The following is a 16,649-nucleotide window of genomic DNA, read 5'->3' as shown; positions in this document are numbered from 1 at the left end:
TCGCTTATCACGACACAATTTTTTTCCGCAAGTTGTTGATTCCCTGATGGTTTTCGCGCTATACTCGCGGTTTCCGATTTTGGAACATTATTAAGGAGTGCACTATGGCACGTGTCTGCCAAGTTACTGGGAAGGGACCGATGGTTGGTAACAACGTCTCCCACGCCAACAACAAAACCAAGCGTCGTTTCCTGCCGAACCTGCAGAACCGTCGCATCTTCGTTGAATCGGAAAATCGCTGGGTCTCCCTGCGTGTGTCCACCGCTGGTCTGCGCGTCATCGACAAGATCGGCATCGACGCTGTGCTGGCCGACCTGCGCGCCCGCGGCGAAAAAGTTTAATTAGGGAGCTGCAATCATGGCAAAAACTGGCCGCGACAAAATCAAGCTGGAATCGACTGCAGGCACGGGTCACTTCTACACCACCACCAAGAACAAGCGCACCATGCCGAACAAGATGGAAATCATCAAGTTCGACCCGAAAGCTCGCAAGCACGTGCCTTACAAAGAAACCAAGATCAAGTAATCTGGTTTTTTTCGGTATCCAAAGAGCCGCCCACGCAAGTGCGCGGCTCTTTTGTTTTGCCCGTTGACGAGAATCAAGCCCTGCCGATTCGCCATTCCTGCCGTCAGGAAATTGCGTATATTGGAAAGGTTGCCGTAACGAACGGCATCCTTCGGGAGGAACGCATATGCGGTTCATGAGACTTGCCCTCATCGCCCTGCTCGGCCCGCTCGCCGCCTGCACCACTCCCTACAACCCGCCTGTCGTCGTGCGCGACAGTGCGCCGTTCCCGGGCATTGCCGGCATCATCGCCGAGAACGGCAAGCGCCCGGTCGACATCCTGCTTGTCCACGGCATGTGCACCCATACCGCGGATTGGGCCGATAGCGCGATCAACACTATCACTGGCGCCGTCGACGCAAACGCGGGCGCCGCTGCGCGGTCGGTATCGGGCGCGGCAACCAATCGCGTCCAGGTGGTCGAGCGCACCAGGCCGATCGGCGGTGGCACCGCCCACTTCCATGCCCTGATCTGGTCGCCGCTGACTGCCGATCTCAAGCACCAGCTCGAGTTCGACATGACCAAAAGCCCGACCGACTGCACCACGGCCGACGAGTGCAAGCCCACGCGCGCCCGCTTTAACGGCTTGCTCAAGGACCAGCTGATGAACGACTGCCTGGCCGACGCCGTGGTCTACGCGGGCGCGAGCCATCCCGCGATCAAGCAGGCAATGGTGGATACGGTCGCGCAGGTGCTTGAAAAGTCGCAAACCGAAGGCGCTGACGGGCCGCTCATCGTCGTCGCGGAAAGCCTGGGCACGAAGCTTCTGTTCGACGCGCTGTCAGTGATGCTGCAGCCGGACGCGCCGCCACGCCTGCACCAGCTCGGCCAGAACGCCACGCGCCGCATGGCCCTGATCTTCATGACGGGCAATCAATTGCCGATGCTGGGCCTGGCCGAGCAGGGCCCTGTGGCAATGCAGGCGCAGGCACAGGATTCGCTGCAGCGCTTCCTCGCCCTGCGCCGGCAGCAAGCCGGCCCGCGCGCCGAAACATCGTTCTCGAAGCTGGCGGTGGTGGCGTTCACCGATCCCAATGACGTGCTGTCGTACCGCCTGCTGCCTTCGCGTTACAAGGCGGACGATGTGACGATTGCCGATATCCTCACTTCCAACGCCAGCACTTGGTTTGGGCTGCTGCAAGACCCGTTTGCGGCGCACCTGAATTACCTGAGCAATCCGGGAGTCGGCACGCTAGTCGCCTGCGGCTGGCCGAAGTCCGCGGCCTGCCATTAGGTGGCCAATAAAAAAAGCTATGTCCCCATTAAGTGTGGAACCGTGCTTACCTAAGGCGTAGGGTGCGCACCAGTGCGCACGCGGTACAGTTGAACGCCGTTGGCTCCGGTACACACACGTACCGCGTGCGCACAGGTGCGCACCCTACGGCGCGCGTGAGCCCATACTTACCGGTGACATAGCCATAAAAAACGGCTCCCGCGTGAATTTCACGCGGGAGCCGTTTTTGTTTGCCAGTGCTGCGCTTACGCGTAGCTGCGCAGGCGCATCGAAAAGTCCTGCAGCGACTTGATCCCGGACGCTTCAGCGCGCGCGCACCAGTCTTGCAGCTGTTGCAGCAGCTGGTCGCGGGTCGAGTGCGAACGCTCCCAGATCGCGCCCAGTTCCACGCGCATATGATGCATGGTCTCGAGCACTTTGCTGTGCTGGAACAGCTCAACCAGCTGTTGCTGTTGCGACGATTCCAGCTTGGCCGGCTCGCGCTGCATCAGCTTGCGCGAGCTCTTCAAAAAGCGCGTTTCCAGCTCGGCCTTGTGCTTCAGGTGCTCGAGTTCCTCGCGGAACGCGCTCTTGACCGATTGCGCGTACTTGGCCATCACGTCGTAACGGTTGGCGATCACCGCCTGCAGCGTGTCGAAGTCCGCCACCAGCTTGTCCTTGGCCAGCTTGGGCTTGGGCGCGACCTTCTTCACCTTGGCCAGGCCCGCCATTTCCAACATGCGGATGTAGCACCAGCCGATGTCGAACTCGTACCATTTGTTCGACAGCTTGGCGGACGTCGCGAACGTGTGGTGGTTGTTGTGCAGTTCTTCGCCGCCGATCAAGATCCCCCACGGAACCAGGTTGGTCGCCGCGTCATTGCAATCGTAGTTGCGGTAGCCCCAGAAGTGGCCCAGGCCGTTGACGACGCCTGCCGCCCAGAACGGAATCCAGATCATCTGGATCGCCCAGATGGTCAGGCCAATGACGCCGAACAGGATCACGTTGATCACGAGCAGCGCTGAAACGCCAGCCGCGCTGTACGGGGTGTATACGTGGCGTTCGAGCCAGTCGTCCGGCGTGCCGTGGCCGTACTTGTCCAGGGTTTCCTGGTTCTTGCTTTCAGTGCGGTACAGCTCGGCGCCTTCCAGCAGCACTTTGCCGATGCCGCGCGTGACCGGGCTGTGCGGATCCTCTTCCGTCTCGCACTTGGCGTGATGCTTGCGGTGGATGGCCGCCCACTCCTTGGTCACCTGGCCGGTCGTCAGCCACAGCCAAAAACGGAAAAAGTGGCTCGGGGCCGGATGCAGGTCGAGCGCGCGGTGCGCCTGGTGACGGTGCAGGAAAATGGTCACGCTGGCGATCGTGATATGCGTAACCACGAGCGTGTACACCACTAGTTGCCAGCCGGAGAGGTTGGCGACGCCGGTGTTCAGGAAATCGAGCACAGCGTACAGGGTGTTACTAGACAAATTCATTACTACTCCAAAGTGGATTGCTTGCGTGCACACGCCGCCTTTTCTGCGAGACGGTCGAAACCGACATTTTACGTGTAACTACTTCCCAGCGACACCAATTTGGTCAGGAATTCCCGCTGTTTTGCGCATTTCGTGCTACAACTGCTGCAATATGTGCATCAAGCAGACGCGTATCAAAGGTTGGAATGCCAAGCTTGATCTCGCCCGACTGCACCAGCGCATAAATCTTCTTGTTGAGCTCGGATACCACGCCCCCCGTGCCGTTTTCCGGGTCGCCGATCCAGAACCCCACATCGAGCTCGTAGCCTTCCGGCGCGAAGCGGGCCAGCCCCACGCCCGGCCCCGGTTCCGCCAGCACCCGCGGGATCGATGCCGCCTGCTGCTGCAACAGCGGCATCACCACCGCCAGGTCGCTGCCGTAGGCGACGATAACCCGTGTCGAACCGCGCACCCTGCGATTGGTCAGCGACTGGTTCTGCACCGGCCCCGAAATCAGCATCTCGTTCGGCAACACCGTCTCCACCCCATCGAGCCCCTGCAACACAGTGTAGCGCGTGTTGATGTGTGTGACCTTGCCGGAGTACTTATCGACCGAAATCATGTCTCCAATTGACAAACTTCGTTCGAGCAGGATCACGAATCCCGACACGTAATTGCTGGCGATGCGCTGCATGCCCAGTCCCAGGCCAACGCCGAGGGCGCCGCCGAACACCGACAGCACGGTCAGGTCCAGGCCCACCATCGACAGGCTGAGCAGGACGGCGACCAGCACCAGCACGGCGCGGCTGGTGCGCGCCAGCACCACCCGCAGCGAGGTATGGATGCCGGGCACGCCCATCAGCCGCTCTTCCAGCGCCGCGCCGGCCCACAGCGCCAGCATCAGCATCAGCACCACCGACACCACGGCCTGCAGCGCGTCCGACAATTGCACCCGGTGGCGGCCCAGCGGTACGGAGGTGTGCTCCAGGAAACGCAGGATATCGGGCCAGGCGCCGGTCAGGTACAGCGCCAGGCCGAGCCAGACCACCAGCGCAAACAGTTTCTCGAAGGTTTGCAGGGCCGCGCCAAGCTGGCCATGGCGCGCAAACACGCGCCGCAGCAGGTAGAACGCGAGCCGGATCATCGCCAGCGACGACGCCAGCGGAATCGCGACGCGCAGCACGTTCACGTGCAGGTGGTTTCTGGCAAGGAAGTATTTGCCCAGCGTGAGCAGACCAAGCGCCAGCAGCGGCGCCAGCACACGCGCGAAGCTTTCCACGCCGATGCGCAGCATGCCGTTATGATCGTCGCGTCCATGCAACCAGGCGCTGCGGATGGAACGCGCCAGCAGCCAGCCCAGCCCGGCGGACGCGATAATCACCGCCGCCTGCCACAGGATGCTCGGGTCGGACAGGTCGCCGAGCAGGTCCTGTAGCATGTCCGCCAGCGGCATCGAGCCCACCTTGTTCACTCTTCTTCTTGCTCCGCAGCCGGTTTCATCGGCTTGCGCTCGAGGACAGCGGCAAAGAAGCCGTCGGTCTCATGCTTGTGCGGCAGCAGCTTGAGGTATTTGTCCATCTCGAGCGGGATCTTCTGTTCGGCCAATACCTGGCTCATCGGCACCAGCTGGAAGTCGGGATGCGTCTCAAGGAACTGCTCGACCACCACATCGTTCTCTTCGTTCAGCAGGCTGCAGGTCGCGTACACCAGGCGCCCGCCCGAACGCAGCAGGCGCGCCGCGCCGTCGAGGATCGACGCCTGCTTTTCCTGCATCTCGACCACCGCCTGCGGCTGCTGGCGCCATTTCACGTCGGGATTGCGGCGCAGCGTGCCCAGGCCCGAGCACGGCGCATCGACCAGCACGCGGTCGATCTTGCCGGCCAGCCGCTTGATCTTGACATCGCGCTCGTGCGCGATCACGACCGGATGCACATTCGACAGGCCGCTCCTGGCCAGCCGCGGCTTGAGCTTGGTCAGGCGCTTTTCCGACACGTCGAACGCATACAGGCGGCCGGTATTGCGCATAATCGCGCCCAGCGCCAGCGTCTTGCCGCCGGCGCCAGCGCAAAAGTCCACCACCATCTCGCCGCGGCGCGCGCCCAGGAGCTGGGACAGCACCTGGCTGCCCTCGTCCTGCACTTCGATCGCGCCCTCTTTAAACAGCGGCATGTTCTGCAGCGCGGGCTTTTTCCGCACGCGCAGGCCGAGCGCCGAATACGGCGTCGGTTCGGCGGCGATCGGCGCCTCGGCCAGTTGCTTGACCACATCCTCGCGGCTGGCCTTGAGCGAATTGACGCGCAGGTCGAGCGGGGCCGGCGTGTTCAGCACGGCCGCCAGCTGCATCGTTTCTTCCTCGCCGAACTGGGCCACGAATTTCTCGAACAGCCAGTCGGGCAGGTTGGCGCGCATCTTCGGCGACAGCAGGTTGCGGTCGATTTCCTTGATGCGGGCAAGGAAGGCATTTTCCTCTTCCGTCAGGCCGCCGAGCGAATCAAAGCCGATCGCTTCGGCCATGCCCAGCAGGGTCAGGCGGCGCATCGTCGACCCCTTGGCGCCGCCGGCAAAGTCGGTGAAGAACGATTTGTTGCGCAGCACGGCATACACCGCTTCCGCAATGGCGCCGCGCTCGCGGCCGCCAAGACGGGGATGGTCCTTGAAGTAGCGCGACAGGGTAACGTCGGCCGGCGCGGCAAAGCGCAAGACCTCGCGCAATACCTCTTCCGTATTGCCGAGGATTGCTGGTGGCAATCTCATGAAATTCCTTGGGTTATATATTTGTTGTCACACCGCGTGGACGATCACGACTTCGTCGTCCTTGATGCTGAGCCTGTCTTCCACAAACAGACGCACGGCAAGCGGATAAATCTTGTGTTCCTCGACCAGCACGCGCTCCGACAGCATCTCCGCGGTGTCGCCCGGCAGCACCGGCACCGTGGCCTGTACCACGATCGGGCCATGATCCAGTTGCGCCGTCACGAAATGCACGGACGCGCCGTGTTCGACGACGCCGGCGTCCAGCGCCTGCTGGTGCGTCGCCAGGCCCGGGAACAGCGGCAACAGCGACGGATGAATGTTCAGTATGCGGCCCGCATAATGTTCGACGAACGGCGCAGTCAGGATGCGCATGAATCCGGCCAGCACGACCAGATTCGGAGCAAAACTGTCGATCACCTCCCGCAGCGCGGCATCGAACTCGTCGCGGCTGGCGAATTGCTTGCTCGGGACCACGGCGGTCGGGATGCCATGCTCCTGCGCGAACAACAGGCCCTTGGCATCAGCCTTGTTACTGATCACCGCCGCGATACGTGCTGGCCACTTTTCGGCTTCGAGCGCACGGACGATCGCTTCCATGTTGCTGCCACGGCCAGAAATGAGGATCACAATGTTTTTCATACCGCGCATTGTACCCTGAGCCAAGGTCGGGCCGGTAGGAAACACCGTTGCGCCACGGTACGGACGAGCCGCGGCGAATGCGCCGGGGACGGCGCCAAAATCAAGCGCGCAAACTGGACAAATTACTCGAACGAGTAGAAAACGCGGAAGGGAACTTTCTTCTCGCCCCAGAAATCGGCCGCATCGCGAAACACGTCAAGCAGCGTCTCGCGCGCTTCACGATCGAATTTTTGCGCGTTCGGTAACTGTTCCAAAACGACGATGAAGCCGGTCTGGGCACCGGCCTTGGCGATGGTATCGGTCAGGCACACGCGCAGCGCGTCGAAATTCTTGCTGCACTGCTTGGGGAAATAGAAGTTCTCGCCGATGCGAGCACATACCTGCTGCTTGGTCAGCGTGTTGGCACAGTGCGCGTACAGGAAATGATGTCCCAGCCTCCCAGCCTCTTCCTGCAGTTCGGCAACCCGAAACGCGCGGATGGACTGTACAACATTGGGCGGCACTGTCATCAACAAACTCATTTTTTCCTCATGTCGACCTGGTGTACGTGTTGTTAATTACTCGCCTCGGCGCCCACCTTCGCGAACCTCGGCAGGTTTGCTGTTCCCCCGCTGTCGTTTCCACGCACCAATAATCAGAATTTTGTAAGGGTAACGTTTTGTGGTAACTGAATCAACCCGAATGTTAGCTGCTGTCCGGGTTTTGTAAAAAAATTACGGCTGGTCGCGGGCGTTTTGCCCCATCGCGGCCCCGCTTTTCCCTCTGAGATGGGCGATAACGGTGTGTACCCGGCTGTTACAATTTGTTGCCACGAAGATTGTTTCGGTTTTCCGACTCGGATTAAGATACAAGCGTGACAGTAAATCAAACCCAGCAAGCACCACCCGCCAACCAGAGGTTAAAAAATGAAACTGCAAGCCAAACTATTGATGTCTGCCCTTGGCCTCGCCGCCCTGCCATTTGCCCAGGCTGGCGATTTCGAAGACTACGCTCGCGTGGTGCGCGTGCAGCCGCGCGTCGAACAGGTACGCGTGCCGCGCCAGGAATGCCGCACCGACTATGTCCAGGTGCCGGTCCAGCAGCAGCGCGGCGCCGGCGGCTCGGTCATCGGCGGCATCGCCGGTGCCCTGCTGGGCAGCCAGGTCGGCGGTGGTAACGGCAAGGTGGCGGCGGCAGCCGCTGGCGCCATCGCCGGTGCCGTGGTGGGCGATCGCATGGAAAACGACGGCCGCAACACTGCGCCGGGCGTGCAGGAACAGGCCGTACGACAGTGCCGCACCGTCGAGTCGATCGAAAACCGCAACGCCGGCTACGAAGTCACTTACGAATACCGTGGCCGCTCCTACACGGAGGTCATGAGCCGTGACCCGGGCGATCGCCTGCGCCTGCAGGTCTCGTTCCAGCCGGTCAGCTACTAAGGCACGGCCTCCCCGTTTCACCGGCGCCGGGGAACCTCCCCTTCCCCGCGCCGCCTTCCCATGCCGCTTGCGCTACGGGAAGCCCTCCCCCGATAATAGGGCGATTCAACAGGCCGTCCTATGCTCATCAAACGCAAATCCATCGAACAAGCCGAATCCTCGCGCCGCCCCGCGCGCAAACCCAAGTTCGCGCCCGTGACCCTGTCCGAACAGGACGGCGTACGTTATCTGCACTTCGGCACCGAATGGGTCCAGGGCGCGATGCGCATCCGCAAACCGGACTGGCCCGAGCTCGAATATGCGCAGCAGATGATGGCCTGGATGCTGTTCATCGACGCCCCGCAAGCGATCGTCCAGCTGGGGCTAGGCGCCGCCACCCTCACCAAATTCTGCTACCGGCAGTTTCAGGAAGCGAGCGTCACCGCGGTCGAACTCAATCCGTCGGTGATCGCGATCTGCCAGCAGATGTTCAAGCTCCCGCCTGATGATGAGCGCCTGCATGTGGTGGAGATGGATGCGATGGACTTCGTCCTCGACCCGGCCAACCACGCCGCGTACGACGTGCTGCAGACCGACTTGTACGACGCGACCGCGCGCGGGCCGGTGCTCGATACGCCCGAGTTCTACCGCGCCTGCAGTGCGTGCCTGACCGAGCATGGGATCATGACCGTCAACCTGTTCGGCGACCACCCGAGCTTCGCCAGGAACATCAAGGCGATGCGGCACGCGTTCGAGCACGTGATTTGCCTGCCCGAAGTCCACGACGGGAACGTGGTCGCGCTGTGCTTCAACAGCCAGCCGGACCTGGACCCGGCGCGGTTGAAGGAACGGGCGGCGCAGATCGTCGCCACCACCAAGCTGCCCGCCAAGTCCTGGGTAAAGGGCATCGAAGCGGGCATCGAAGCGGCGCGCTGAACCAGGCGCGGGTATCGGGGCCAATTCGCAGGCTACTTCGGAGGCTACTTTGAACACGAATGCATCACTGCCCGCTACCGTCGAACGCCGCTCCCAGCGTCTGGCCAGGCTCGACCTGCAAGTCATCTTCTCATGGCTGCTGGCCGACGGCATCGTCGAAAAGGCCAGCGTCAAAGCCAACTTCGCGCAGGCGCAAGGCATCCTCAAGAACGCGGTCGGCTCGATGCACCCGTTGAGCGCGGTCGCCCAGTGCAAGCTGGTGTCGAACCTGCCGCCGCACCGCCTGCTGACGCTCGACGTGCTCACCGAATGGTGCGCGGCAAAGGTCGGCCTGCCCTTCATCCGCATCGATCCTTTGAGAATCGACTTCACCAAGGTCGCCGACGTCATGTCGGCCAGCTACGCGGCGCGCTTTAACATTCTGCCGGTCGAGCTCACGCCGGCCGCACTAGTGGTAGCCACCGCCGACCCGTTCGCGCGCGAGTGGGTCGACGAAATCGCCAAGGTCTCGCGCCGCAAGGTCGAGCTGGTGATGGCCAACCCGCTCGACATCGCACAGTACATCGCCCAGTTCTTCAGCCTGGCCAAATCGATCCGCGACGCGAACCGGGCGGGCAACCAGGACCTTGGCCTGCGCAACAACTTCGAACAGCTGGTCGAACTGGGCAAGTCGGACCGCCAGCTGGACGCCAACGACCAGCACATCGTCAACATCGTCGACTGGCTGTGGAGTTACGCATTCGAGCAGCGCGCCTCCGACATCCACCTCGAACCAAAGCGCGAGTTTGCGGTGATCCGCTTTCGCATCGACGGCGTGCTGCACCAGGTGTACCAGGTGCCGGCAGTGGTAATGATCGCAATGACCGCGCGTATCAAGCTCCTGGGCCGGATGGACGTGATCGAAAAACGCCGCCCTCAGGATGGACGCATCAAGACCCGCACCAACAGCGGCCAGGAAGTCGAGCTGCGCCTGTCAACGCTGCCGACCGCCTTCGGCGAAAAACTGGTGATGCGAATCTTCGACCCCGAGGTGGTGGTCAAGACGCTGCCGGAGCTGGGCTTTCCGATTGATGACGCGCGGCGCTGGGACCAGCTCACCAGCCGCCCGCATGGCATTATCCTCGTGACCGGCCCGACCGGCTCGGGCAAGACGACCACGCTGTACACCACGCTCAAGGCGCTCGCGACCAGCCAGGTGAACGTCTGCACGGTCGAAGACCCGATCGAGATGGTCGAGCCCTCGTTCAACCAGATGCAGGTACAGCCCGGGATCGACCTCTCGTTCGCGGACGGCGTGAAGGCGCTGATGCGGCAGGACCCGGACATCATCATGGTCGGCGAAATCCGCGACCTCGCCACGGCCGAAATGGCGATCCAGGCAGCGCTCACCGGGCACCTTGTGCTGTCGACGCTGCACACCAACGACGCGCCATCGAGCGTGATGCGCCTGCTCGAACTGGGCGTGCCCTACTACCTGCTGTCGTCGACGCTGATCGGCGTGATGGCGCAGCGCCTGGTGCGCACGCTCTGCCCACATTGCAAATCGCCTGACGGGGAACTGTCCGACGAAATCTGGCAAGGCATTGGCGGCGCATGGAATATCGCCAAGCCTTCGCAGGTCTATCGCCCGGTTGGCTGTCCGGAATGCCGGATGACCGGCTACCGCGGGCGCACCGGCTTGTACGAACTGCTGACCGTGACCGACGATTTCGCAAAATTGATCGCCGACGAAACCGACATGCAGGCGCTGCGCAGGCAAAGCGTGGACGACGGCATGAAGCCGCTGCGCATCGCCGGCGCGCTGAAGGTGGCCGAAGGCCTTACCACGGCAGACGAAGTTCTGAAGGTAACGGCTGCGCTGACCAAGTCGTAACGGTTCGCGACCGCGGCGAAGCGGAACAAATCGTAGGGTGTGTGCACCTGTGCGCACGCGGTTCGCGAACGCGGCGCAGTGGCACAGCATCCGCAAGTCAGCACGCCACCGCATACGCGACGAGCCGCACCGCCGCCACGCTTCCAGAGTTCAGGAACACTCATCTTCCCCTAGCGCAAACAAAAATTGGCCGCTATAATGCGAGCCTCTTTCGGGTCGTTAGCTCAGTTGGTAGAGCAGCGGACTTTTAATCCGTTGGTCGCTGGTTCGAGCCCAGCACGGCCTACCAGAATAAATCAGGAAGCCCACGAATTTCGGTTCGTGGGCTTTTTGCTTTCTGGTCCCTCTCGAGTCGCTCCGGGAGCGGCCCGGTTCCACACGCGCCGACTTCAACACGGTTAACAAAACTTTGCTTGCTATGAAGGCAACAACCCTCATACACTGAGCCGTCGCGAACTCGCCCCAACTACATCAAACGCGTGAATATGATTGCATTCAGAGACTTTTCGTCCGCTGAATACGGACGTCCTGAGGGAATCGACCGGGCACTGGTGGAAGCAAACGAATGGATGCTAAGCGCCGGCATTAAGCCTCTAAACATTGAAACCTTAACGAAGGTCACAGGGGGCGGGTTTGCAAATCTCAGGTCCTCCGACATCGGATTGCGCATCTGGTATGTTATCGGCCCCGATCTCAACGATGCCCGCTAAGCGCCAACACAGACTGAGGCCTCCGACGGTGTTGGTTGTTATTCGACGAATGCCTGGATAGCCGGAATGGAGGCGGTGCTCGGGCCAATTGACCACTGGTTTGTGTAGGGTTCAGTTGCTGACAGGTCATGGTAACCTTGTGCCGCATTGGCAGCAGGATCCTGCTGTGCCGGGAAGATTTGCGCTGCGCACGCTGGTGCACATACCCAGGCGCTACCGCCATTCGAGTCCAACAGCACTGAGTGCGGCGACAAGTCGGCGAGCCAGGCACCCATCGGCTGCGGAAGTATCTGTTTTCCCGCGCCTAAAGACATCGGCTTCAGACGGTTATGTACATTGCCGGTCAGCGTGAGAACAAGCGCCTGCGGACGACGCAAGTGCTCGGCCCGTACACGGACAGCCATTCGCTGGTCACGGCTCAATCCACCCACGGAAGCGGATGGGCTCATGGCCTCATCAAGGACGAATACAGTTAGCGCCGGATAGCGCTGTTTCAATCGCCGCAGGCGTTCGACGAGTGCCAGCATCGCCGTGCTGGAGCGACCGTCCTGGAATGATCGCGCCCAAAATGTCGAATGCAAAAAGCGTTTGACTGCCGCCTTATCGCCATCCGAGGCCATGTACTGGGCAAGCGAATCGACTTGGTTAGGGTTTAATTCCAAACCGACAGACACCTCACGTCCCTGCTCAAGTGCGCGGCAGACTACGTCACCGAATGCTGCGGGGCTCTCCGTTGTACCGTGCACCTCGCCGATCAACACCAAATGCCCCGGCTGAAGTTTTTGTTCAAGGCCTGCGGGAATATCACAGGCAGCGTCATCCTGCGCGCAGGATGGCTCAGCGCACAGCGCCAGCAAAAACACGCATATGGCGAGCATCGGAAAACGAAAGCGCTGGTTTGAGTTCACGGAATCTCTCGATAGACGTTTGCGGCACCATCGTTTGCGTCTCGATTAAGCCGACGAAGTCAATTCGTCCGCGTTGGCACCCGCGCTAACAATAGCAGCTTGATATTAAGAAAAATTCACGCTTTCTATCCGTCCCCTTAACCGTTGCTTAACCGTTGCTTTCAGGCTCATGTCAGCAAACACAAATCGCTAGCGATGCCCTCCCGCCCTCTCGTCCACGCTTGGCACTCCAGCCCCATAACGAACGAACATCAAAAATCCCCCAGCCATCGCGAGATTCTTCATGAAATTATTCACTTGATTGGGGTCGGCAAAATTGGTATGGGCAATGAGGGCGGAACCGATGCTGAACAGGGCCAGGACCGCTGCGGCCCAACGTGCCTTTATCCCGAACAATAGCAAGATGCCGCCGCCCAGTTCGATCAAGATCACCAGCGGCACCGCCACAGCAGGAAGGCCGTACGACGCGAAATAGGCCAGCGTACCCTTGTAGCCAAGCACCTTGCTCCAGCCGGAGATGATGAAAATCTGCGACATCAACAAGCGTGCGGCAAGGATCAATGCAGTGTTCATCGTCTGCTCCTGTAGTGAAACGACTCGTCGAATGTCATTCAATGCATACAGGAGCTATACCCCTTCCCGTCCCAAATGGATGAGTGGCTCCAAACGGCAAGCGCGCACGACAAACCACAGCGCGCCTTGCGTCATCATGGAGACAAGAAGAGGACCAGGACCAAGACGTGAAGCGGAACTACCACGCTCGCCTGAAATCGCTAGCTCATGAGCAATCTGGACGAGGAAACTACTTCTTCCGGTATTCGAAAGGCGGCATGGCTTTCAGCGCATCCTTGGTTGCCCCGGGCAACACAAAAGTGTTATCCGTATGCTGAATCTGTTCGACCGGGATCGCCACATCCCGCTTGCCGATGCCGATGAAACCGCCGACCCCGATGATGGCGACCGTTGCACGAGGCAACTTGCCAGTCGTACTCGGCGTAATGATCAGGTCGTCGATCGTGCCGATTCTTTCCTTGCGGTCGTTAATGACAGGCTTTCCGAGCAGGTCACGCTTGGCGCTCCAGCCGAGCACCACGTTTTCCATCTCGACGACGCTGACACCCAGGGCTGACGCACCCGCGACCGGTGGGTTTTGCTTTGCGTCAGGTGTTTGCGACCACGCGGCGCTGGCGCATAGATATCCGACACACAACGCCAAGCATCCTTTCTGGAATTTCATGAGGTATCTCCTGTTGGTTGGGCCGATGCAATCACGAGCGCTTCTGCCTGCGCTACGCCTTTGACCAGCTCAACCAAAAAAAGGTCCCATGAAAATAAACAGCCGCCTTTCTCCGCCCTTGCTTAAGGCTCTGCCACCGCTACTGACTCGCGGCTGTTGCTTCACTGCGCAACGTTCGCGAACCGCGTGCGCACAGGTGCGCACCCTACGCCTCCAGTAAGACAGCGCCTAGCTTAACGCTGCCCGGAGCGGGTGGCCACGTCGGCCCACACTGCCAGCGTCAGGATCAGGCCCTTGACGATCATTTGCCAGTACGCATCCACGTCGAGCATCGACATGCCGTTGTCCAGGCTCGCCATCACCAGCGCGCCGACCAGCGCGCCATGCACGGTGCCCGCGCCGCCGCGCATCGAGGTGCCGCCGATGAAGCAGGCCGCGATCACATCCAGCTCGCCCGAAGTGCCGGCCGATGGCGAACCTGCCGCCAGGCGCGCGGTGTTGATCAGGCCAGCCAGTGCGCACATCAGGCCCATGATCCCGAAGATCCACAGCTTCACGGCGCGCACGTTAATGCCTGACAGGCGTGTCGCTTCCATGTTGCTGCCCACCGCGTAGATGCGCCGGCCGAACACGGTCTGGCGCGCGATGTAGCTGAACACGCCAAACAGCACCAGCAGCATCAGCACCGGCAGCGGAATGCCTTCGTAGCTGTTCAGGGTGGTCACGAAACCGGCCAGCACGATGCCGGTCAGCGCCACGCGCAGGCCGTCGCGCCAGGCTGCGGGCACCGGCAGGTTGTGGCGCGCGAGCGTCGCGCGCTGGCGCCAGGCCAGCACGGCGGCAAGCAGGAACAGCGCTACGCCGAGCACCATGCCGAACGCCGGAGGCAGGTAGCCCTGCGCCAGCACCTGGAATTGGTCGGATACCGGCGCCACCGTCGCGCCCCCCGTCACGCCGAGCACCACGCCGCGGTAGGCGAGCATGCCGCCCAGGCCGACAATGAATGACGGTATGCCCGCATAAGCCGTCAGGTAGCCGTTCAGCACACCCAGCGCAAGGCCGCACGCCAGCACGATCGCGACCGATACCGGCAGCGACAGCTGGCCAGTCACGTCCAGCACCGCGGCTATGCCGCCTAGCAGGCCAAGCAGCGAGCCGACCGACAGGTCGATTTCGCCGGCGATAATGACGAACACCATGCCGCAGGCGAGGATGCCGGTGATCGACATCTGGCGCATCAGGTTGGACAGGTTGCGCGCCGAGGTGAAGCCGCCGTCGGTCTTCCAGCTGAAGAAGGCCCAGATGATGGCGATCGCCACCAGCAGGGCGAGGATCTTGTATTGGGTGAAGAGCTGTTTCAGATTATTCGTTTTCATTTTGTACCCGTGGGTTGCATCATGCCGGCGTGGTGTCAAGCTGCGCTGCCTGGCCCTGTCCCAGCGCCGCGGCCAGCACCATTTCCTGGGTCAGGCCCTGGTTGACGAACTCGCCGCGCAGTATCCCCTCCCCCATCACCAGCACCCGGTCGGACACACCCAGCACCTCGGCCAGTTCGGACGACACCATGATGATCGAGATGCCCTGCGCAGCCAGCTCGAGCATCAGCTTGTAGATCTCGAACTTGGCGCCGACGTCCACGCCGCGCGTCGGCTCGTCCAGGATCAGCACCTTCGGCCCGGTCAGCAGCATCTTGGCCAGCACCGCCTTCTGCTGGTTGCCGCCAGAGAGCGCGGTGATCGGCAGCGCCGGGCTGGCGGTCTTCAAGGCCAGTCGCGCGACCTGCGCATTGACCGCCAGCACCTCGGCGCTCTGGTCGATGCGCGTCATCCGCGAAAAGCGCTGAAGCACCGACAGCGTGATGTTCTCGCCCACCGACAGGTCGCGCACGATGCCGTGGTGCTTGCGGTCTTCCGGCACCAGCGCAAAGCCGGCCTGAATCGCCTTGAATGGGTTGGACGTATCGATGCGCTGCCCTTCGAGCCAGACCTCGCCCTCGTGCTGTCCCGGATAGGAGCCGAAGATCGCCGACACCAGCTCGGTGCGGCCGGCACCGACCAGGCCCGCGATGCCCAGAATTTCGCCGCGTCGGAGCGAGAACGAGACATTGTCCACGCGCTTTCTTTGCGGCTGGTCGACGTCGTAGCACGTGACGTCGCGCGCCTCCATGATCACCTCGCCCACCTCGTGTTCGAGGACCGGGTAAAGCTGATTCATTTCGCGCCCCACCATCTGGGCGATGATGCGCTCGACGTTCATCTCCTGCATGGGGGTGGTGGCGATGTGGCGGCCGTCGCGGATGGTGACGATCGTGTCGCAGATGGCCGCGACCTCTTCCAGCTTGTGCGAGATGTAGACGCAGGCCACGCCCTTGGCCTTGAGGTCGCGGATGATCGTGAGCAGCACCTCGATCTCGGCCGCGGTGAGCGAAGCCGAAGGTTCATCGAGGATCAACAGCCGCGCCTTCTTGTTAAGCGCCTTGCCGATCTCGATCAGCTGCTGGTGCCCGCCGCCGTAGTTCTTCACCGGCAGTACCACGTTCACATCCGGCAGCTTCAGCTCGCGCAATATCTCCTCGGCGCGGCGGTTCATCGCCGGGTAGTTCAGGCGGCCGCCGGGCAGCGTCAGTTCATTCCCGAGGAAGATGTTCTCGGCCACCGACAGCTCGGGCACCAGCATCAGTTCCTGGTGGATGATGATGATCCCCGCCTCTTCCGTCTCGCGCACCGAACGCGCACGCAGCGGTTTGCCGTCCAGGAGGATTTCGCCATCCCAGGTGCCGTGCGGGTACACCGCCGACAGGACCTTCATCAGGGTGGACTTGCCGGCGCCATTCTCGCCGCACAGCCCGATGCACTCGCCGGGTCGGATCGCAAGGTCGATCCCGTCGAGCGCGGCGACACCGCCGAATCGCTTGGCGATGCCCTTCATTTCAAGCAGATAGCCGGACATTCAAGACTCAGT

17 protein-coding genes and 1 tRNA gene are annotated in these 16,649 nt (G+C 61.6%); 8 read left to right on the top strand and 10 right to left on the bottom strand.

Annotation, left to right across the window (positions count from 1 at the left end; translation table 11 throughout):
• Window positions 1–104: 104 nt before the first annotated feature.
• From rpmB to E4O92_RS16885, 3 genes are all read left to right on the top strand, one after another.
• Window positions 105–341: a 50S ribosomal protein L28 gene (rpmB, locus tag E4O92_RS16895; protein WP_135190814.1), complete on the top strand. Its 237-nt coding sequence runs from the start codon at window positions 105–107 to the stop codon at window positions 339–341.
• Window positions 342–354: 13 nt separating this feature from the next.
• On the top strand, window positions 355–525 hold the full coding sequence (gene rpmG, locus E4O92_RS16890; RefSeq protein WP_206076894.1) for a 50S ribosomal protein L33: 171 nt from the start codon (window positions 355–357) through the stop codon (window positions 523–525).
• Between the two features lie 175 nt (window positions 526–700).
• The gene (locus E4O92_RS16885) at window positions 701–1,798 is read left to right on the top strand and encodes a hypothetical protein (RefSeq protein ID WP_135190816.1); all 1,098 of its coding nucleotides are present in this window, start codon (window positions 701–703) and stop codon (window positions 1,796–1,798) included.
• Between the two features lie 245 nt (window positions 1,799–2,043).
• On the opposite strand, the gene E4O92_RS16880 is transcribed toward E4O92_RS16885, so the two are convergent.
• The 5 genes from E4O92_RS16880 to E4O92_RS16860 all read right to left on the bottom strand — a co-directional run bounded on the left by E4O92_RS16880 (window position 2,044) and on the right by E4O92_RS16860 (window position 7,148).
• Complete coding sequence (locus tag E4O92_RS16880; protein ID WP_135190817.1) at window positions 2,044–3,255, bottom strand: DesA family fatty acid desaturase; 1,212 nt, start codon at window positions 3,253–3,255, stop codon at window positions 2,044–2,046.
• Between the two features lie 103 nt (window positions 3,256–3,358).
• Window positions 3,359–4,705, bottom strand: a complete 1,347-nt coding sequence (locus E4O92_RS16875; RefSeq protein ID WP_229483430.1) for a mechanosensitive ion channel family protein — start codon at window positions 4,703–4,705, stop codon at window positions 3,359–3,361.
• Entirely contained in the window at window positions 4,702–5,988 is a 1,287-nt protein-coding gene (locus E4O92_RS16870) for an RsmB/NOP family class I SAM-dependent RNA methyltransferase (protein WP_135190818.1), read from the bottom strand. Before E4O92_RS16870 ends, E4O92_RS16875 begins: the two co-directional genes overlap by 4 nt.
• 27 nt (window positions 5,989–6,015) lie before the next feature.
• Window positions 6,016–6,627: a phosphoribosylglycinamide formyltransferase gene (purN, locus tag E4O92_RS16865; RefSeq protein WP_135190819.1), complete on the bottom strand. Its 612-nt coding sequence runs from the start codon at window positions 6,625–6,627 to the stop codon at window positions 6,016–6,018.
• A gap of 122 nt (window positions 6,628–6,749) precedes the next feature.
• Window positions 6,750–7,148 carry a barstar family protein gene (locus tag E4O92_RS16860; RefSeq protein WP_135190820.1) on the bottom strand — a complete coding sequence of 133 codons (399 nt, stop codon included), beginning with the start codon at window positions 7,146–7,148 and terminating at the stop codon, window positions 6,750–6,752.
• Between the two features lie 384 nt (window positions 7,149–7,532).
• Between E4O92_RS16860 and E4O92_RS16855 the strand changes: the two genes are divergently transcribed.
• The 5 genes from E4O92_RS16855 (at window position 7,533) to E4O92_RS16835 (ending at window position 11,543) form a co-directional block, all read left to right on the top strand.
• The gene (locus tag E4O92_RS16855) at window positions 7,533–8,045 is read left to right on the top strand and encodes a glycine zipper 2TM domain-containing protein (RefSeq protein ID WP_135190821.1); all 513 of its coding nucleotides are present in this window, start codon (window positions 7,533–7,535) and stop codon (window positions 8,043–8,045) included.
• 120 nt (window positions 8,046–8,165) lie between these two features.
• Window positions 8,166–8,960, top strand: a complete 795-nt coding sequence (locus tag E4O92_RS16850; RefSeq protein WP_135190822.1) for a fused MFS/spermidine synthase — start codon at window positions 8,166–8,168, stop codon at window positions 8,958–8,960.
• A gap of 49 nt (window positions 8,961–9,009) precedes the next feature.
• A complete protein-coding gene (tfpB, locus tag E4O92_RS16845) occupies window positions 9,010–10,833 on the top strand; it encodes a type IV pilus assembly ATPase TfpB (RefSeq protein ID WP_370660015.1) in 1,824 nt (607 codons plus the stop codon).
• A 213-nt stretch (window positions 10,834–11,046) separates the two neighbouring features.
• A tRNA-Lys gene (locus tag E4O92_RS16840) sits at window positions 11,047–11,122 on the top strand.
• A 196-nt stretch (window positions 11,123–11,318) separates the two neighbouring features.
• Window positions 11,319–11,543, top strand: coding sequence for a hypothetical protein (locus E4O92_RS16835; RefSeq protein WP_135190823.1), 225 nt, complete (start codon window positions 11,319–11,321; stop codon window positions 11,541–11,543).
• A gap of 38 nt (window positions 11,544–11,581) precedes the next feature.
• On the opposite strand, the gene E4O92_RS16830 is transcribed toward E4O92_RS16835, so the two are convergent.
• The 5 genes from E4O92_RS16830 to xylG form a co-directional block, all read right to left on the bottom strand.
• Window positions 11,582–12,451 (bottom strand): hypothetical protein, encoded by an 870-nt coding sequence (locus E4O92_RS16830; protein ID WP_135190824.1) that lies wholly within the window; start codon window positions 12,449–12,451, stop codon window positions 11,582–11,584.
• A 189-nt stretch (window positions 12,452–12,640) separates the two neighbouring features.
• On the bottom strand, window positions 12,641–13,024 hold the full coding sequence (locus E4O92_RS16825; protein ID WP_135190825.1) for a DoxX family protein: 384 nt from the start codon (window positions 13,022–13,024) through the stop codon (window positions 12,641–12,643).
• Window positions 13,025–13,253: 229 nt separating this feature from the next.
• Window positions 13,254–13,688: a PRC-barrel domain-containing protein gene (locus tag E4O92_RS16820; protein ID WP_135190826.1), complete on the bottom strand. Its 435-nt coding sequence runs from the start codon at window positions 13,686–13,688 to the stop codon at window positions 13,254–13,256.
• 233 nt (window positions 13,689–13,921) lie between these two features.
• On the bottom strand, window positions 13,922–15,064 hold the full coding sequence (locus E4O92_RS16815; RefSeq protein ID WP_135190827.1) for a sugar ABC transporter permease: 1,143 nt from the start codon (window positions 15,062–15,064) through the stop codon (window positions 13,922–13,924).
• A 19-nt stretch (window positions 15,065–15,083) separates the two neighbouring features.
• Entirely contained in the window at window positions 15,084–16,637 is a 1,554-nt protein-coding gene (gene xylG, locus E4O92_RS16810) for a D-xylose ABC transporter ATP-binding protein (protein WP_135190828.1), read from the bottom strand.
• Window positions 16,638–16,649: the final 12 nt, after the last annotated feature.

Source organism: Massilia horti (assembly GCF_004614195.1).
GTDB classification, from domain to species: Bacteria; Pseudomonadota; Gammaproteobacteria; order Burkholderiales; family Burkholderiaceae_D; genus Telluria; species Telluria horti.
Note: the sequence above shows the minus strand (reverse complement) of the source record. Positions and strands in the feature narration are given on the sequence as shown.

Excerpts from the sequence above, each read along its gene's own strand:
- rpmB (WP_135190814.1), top strand. The coding sequence starts at position 105 with ATGGCACGTGTCTGCCAAGTTACTGGGAAGGGACCGATGGTTGGTAAC.
- E4O92_RS16885 (WP_135190816.1), top strand. The coding sequence starts at position 701 with ATGAGACTTGCCCTCATCGCCCTGCTCGGCCCGCTCGCCGCCTGCACC.
- E4O92_RS16880 (WP_135190817.1), bottom strand. The coding sequence starts at position 3,255 with ATGAATTTGTCTAGTAACACCCTGTACGCTGTGCTCGATTTCCTGAAC.
- E4O92_RS16870 (WP_135190818.1), bottom strand. The coding sequence starts at position 5,988 with ATGAGATTGCCACCAGCAATCCTCGGCAATACGGAAGAGGTATTGCGC.
- purN (WP_135190819.1), bottom strand. The coding sequence starts at position 6,627 with ATGAAAAACATTGTGATCCTCATTTCTGGCCGTGGCAGCAACATGGAA.
- E4O92_RS16860 (WP_135190820.1), bottom strand. The coding sequence starts at position 7,148 with ATGAGTTTGTTGATGACAGTGCCGCCCAATGTTGTACAGTCCATCCGC.
- E4O92_RS16855 (WP_135190821.1), top strand. The coding sequence starts at position 7,533 with ATGAAACTGCAAGCCAAACTATTGATGTCTGCCCTTGGCCTCGCCGCC.
- E4O92_RS16850 (WP_135190822.1), top strand. The coding sequence starts at position 8,166 with ATGCTCATCAAACGCAAATCCATCGAACAAGCCGAATCCTCGCGCCGC.
- E4O92_RS16835 (WP_135190823.1), top strand. The coding sequence starts at position 11,319 with ATGATTGCATTCAGAGACTTTTCGTCCGCTGAATACGGACGTCCTGAG.
- E4O92_RS16825 (WP_135190825.1), bottom strand. The coding sequence starts at position 13,024 with ATGAACACTGCATTGATCCTTGCCGCACGCTTGTTGATGTCGCAGATT.
- E4O92_RS16820 (WP_135190826.1), bottom strand. The coding sequence starts at position 13,688 with ATGAAATTCCAGAAAGGATGCTTGGCGTTGTGTGTCGGATATCTATGC.
- E4O92_RS16815 (WP_135190827.1), bottom strand. The coding sequence starts at position 15,064 with ATGAAAACGAATAATCTGAAACAGCTCTTCACCCAATACAAGATCCTC.
- xylG (WP_135190828.1), bottom strand. The coding sequence starts at position 16,637 with ATGTCCGGCTATCTGCTTGAAATGAAGGGCATCGCCAAGCGATTCGGC.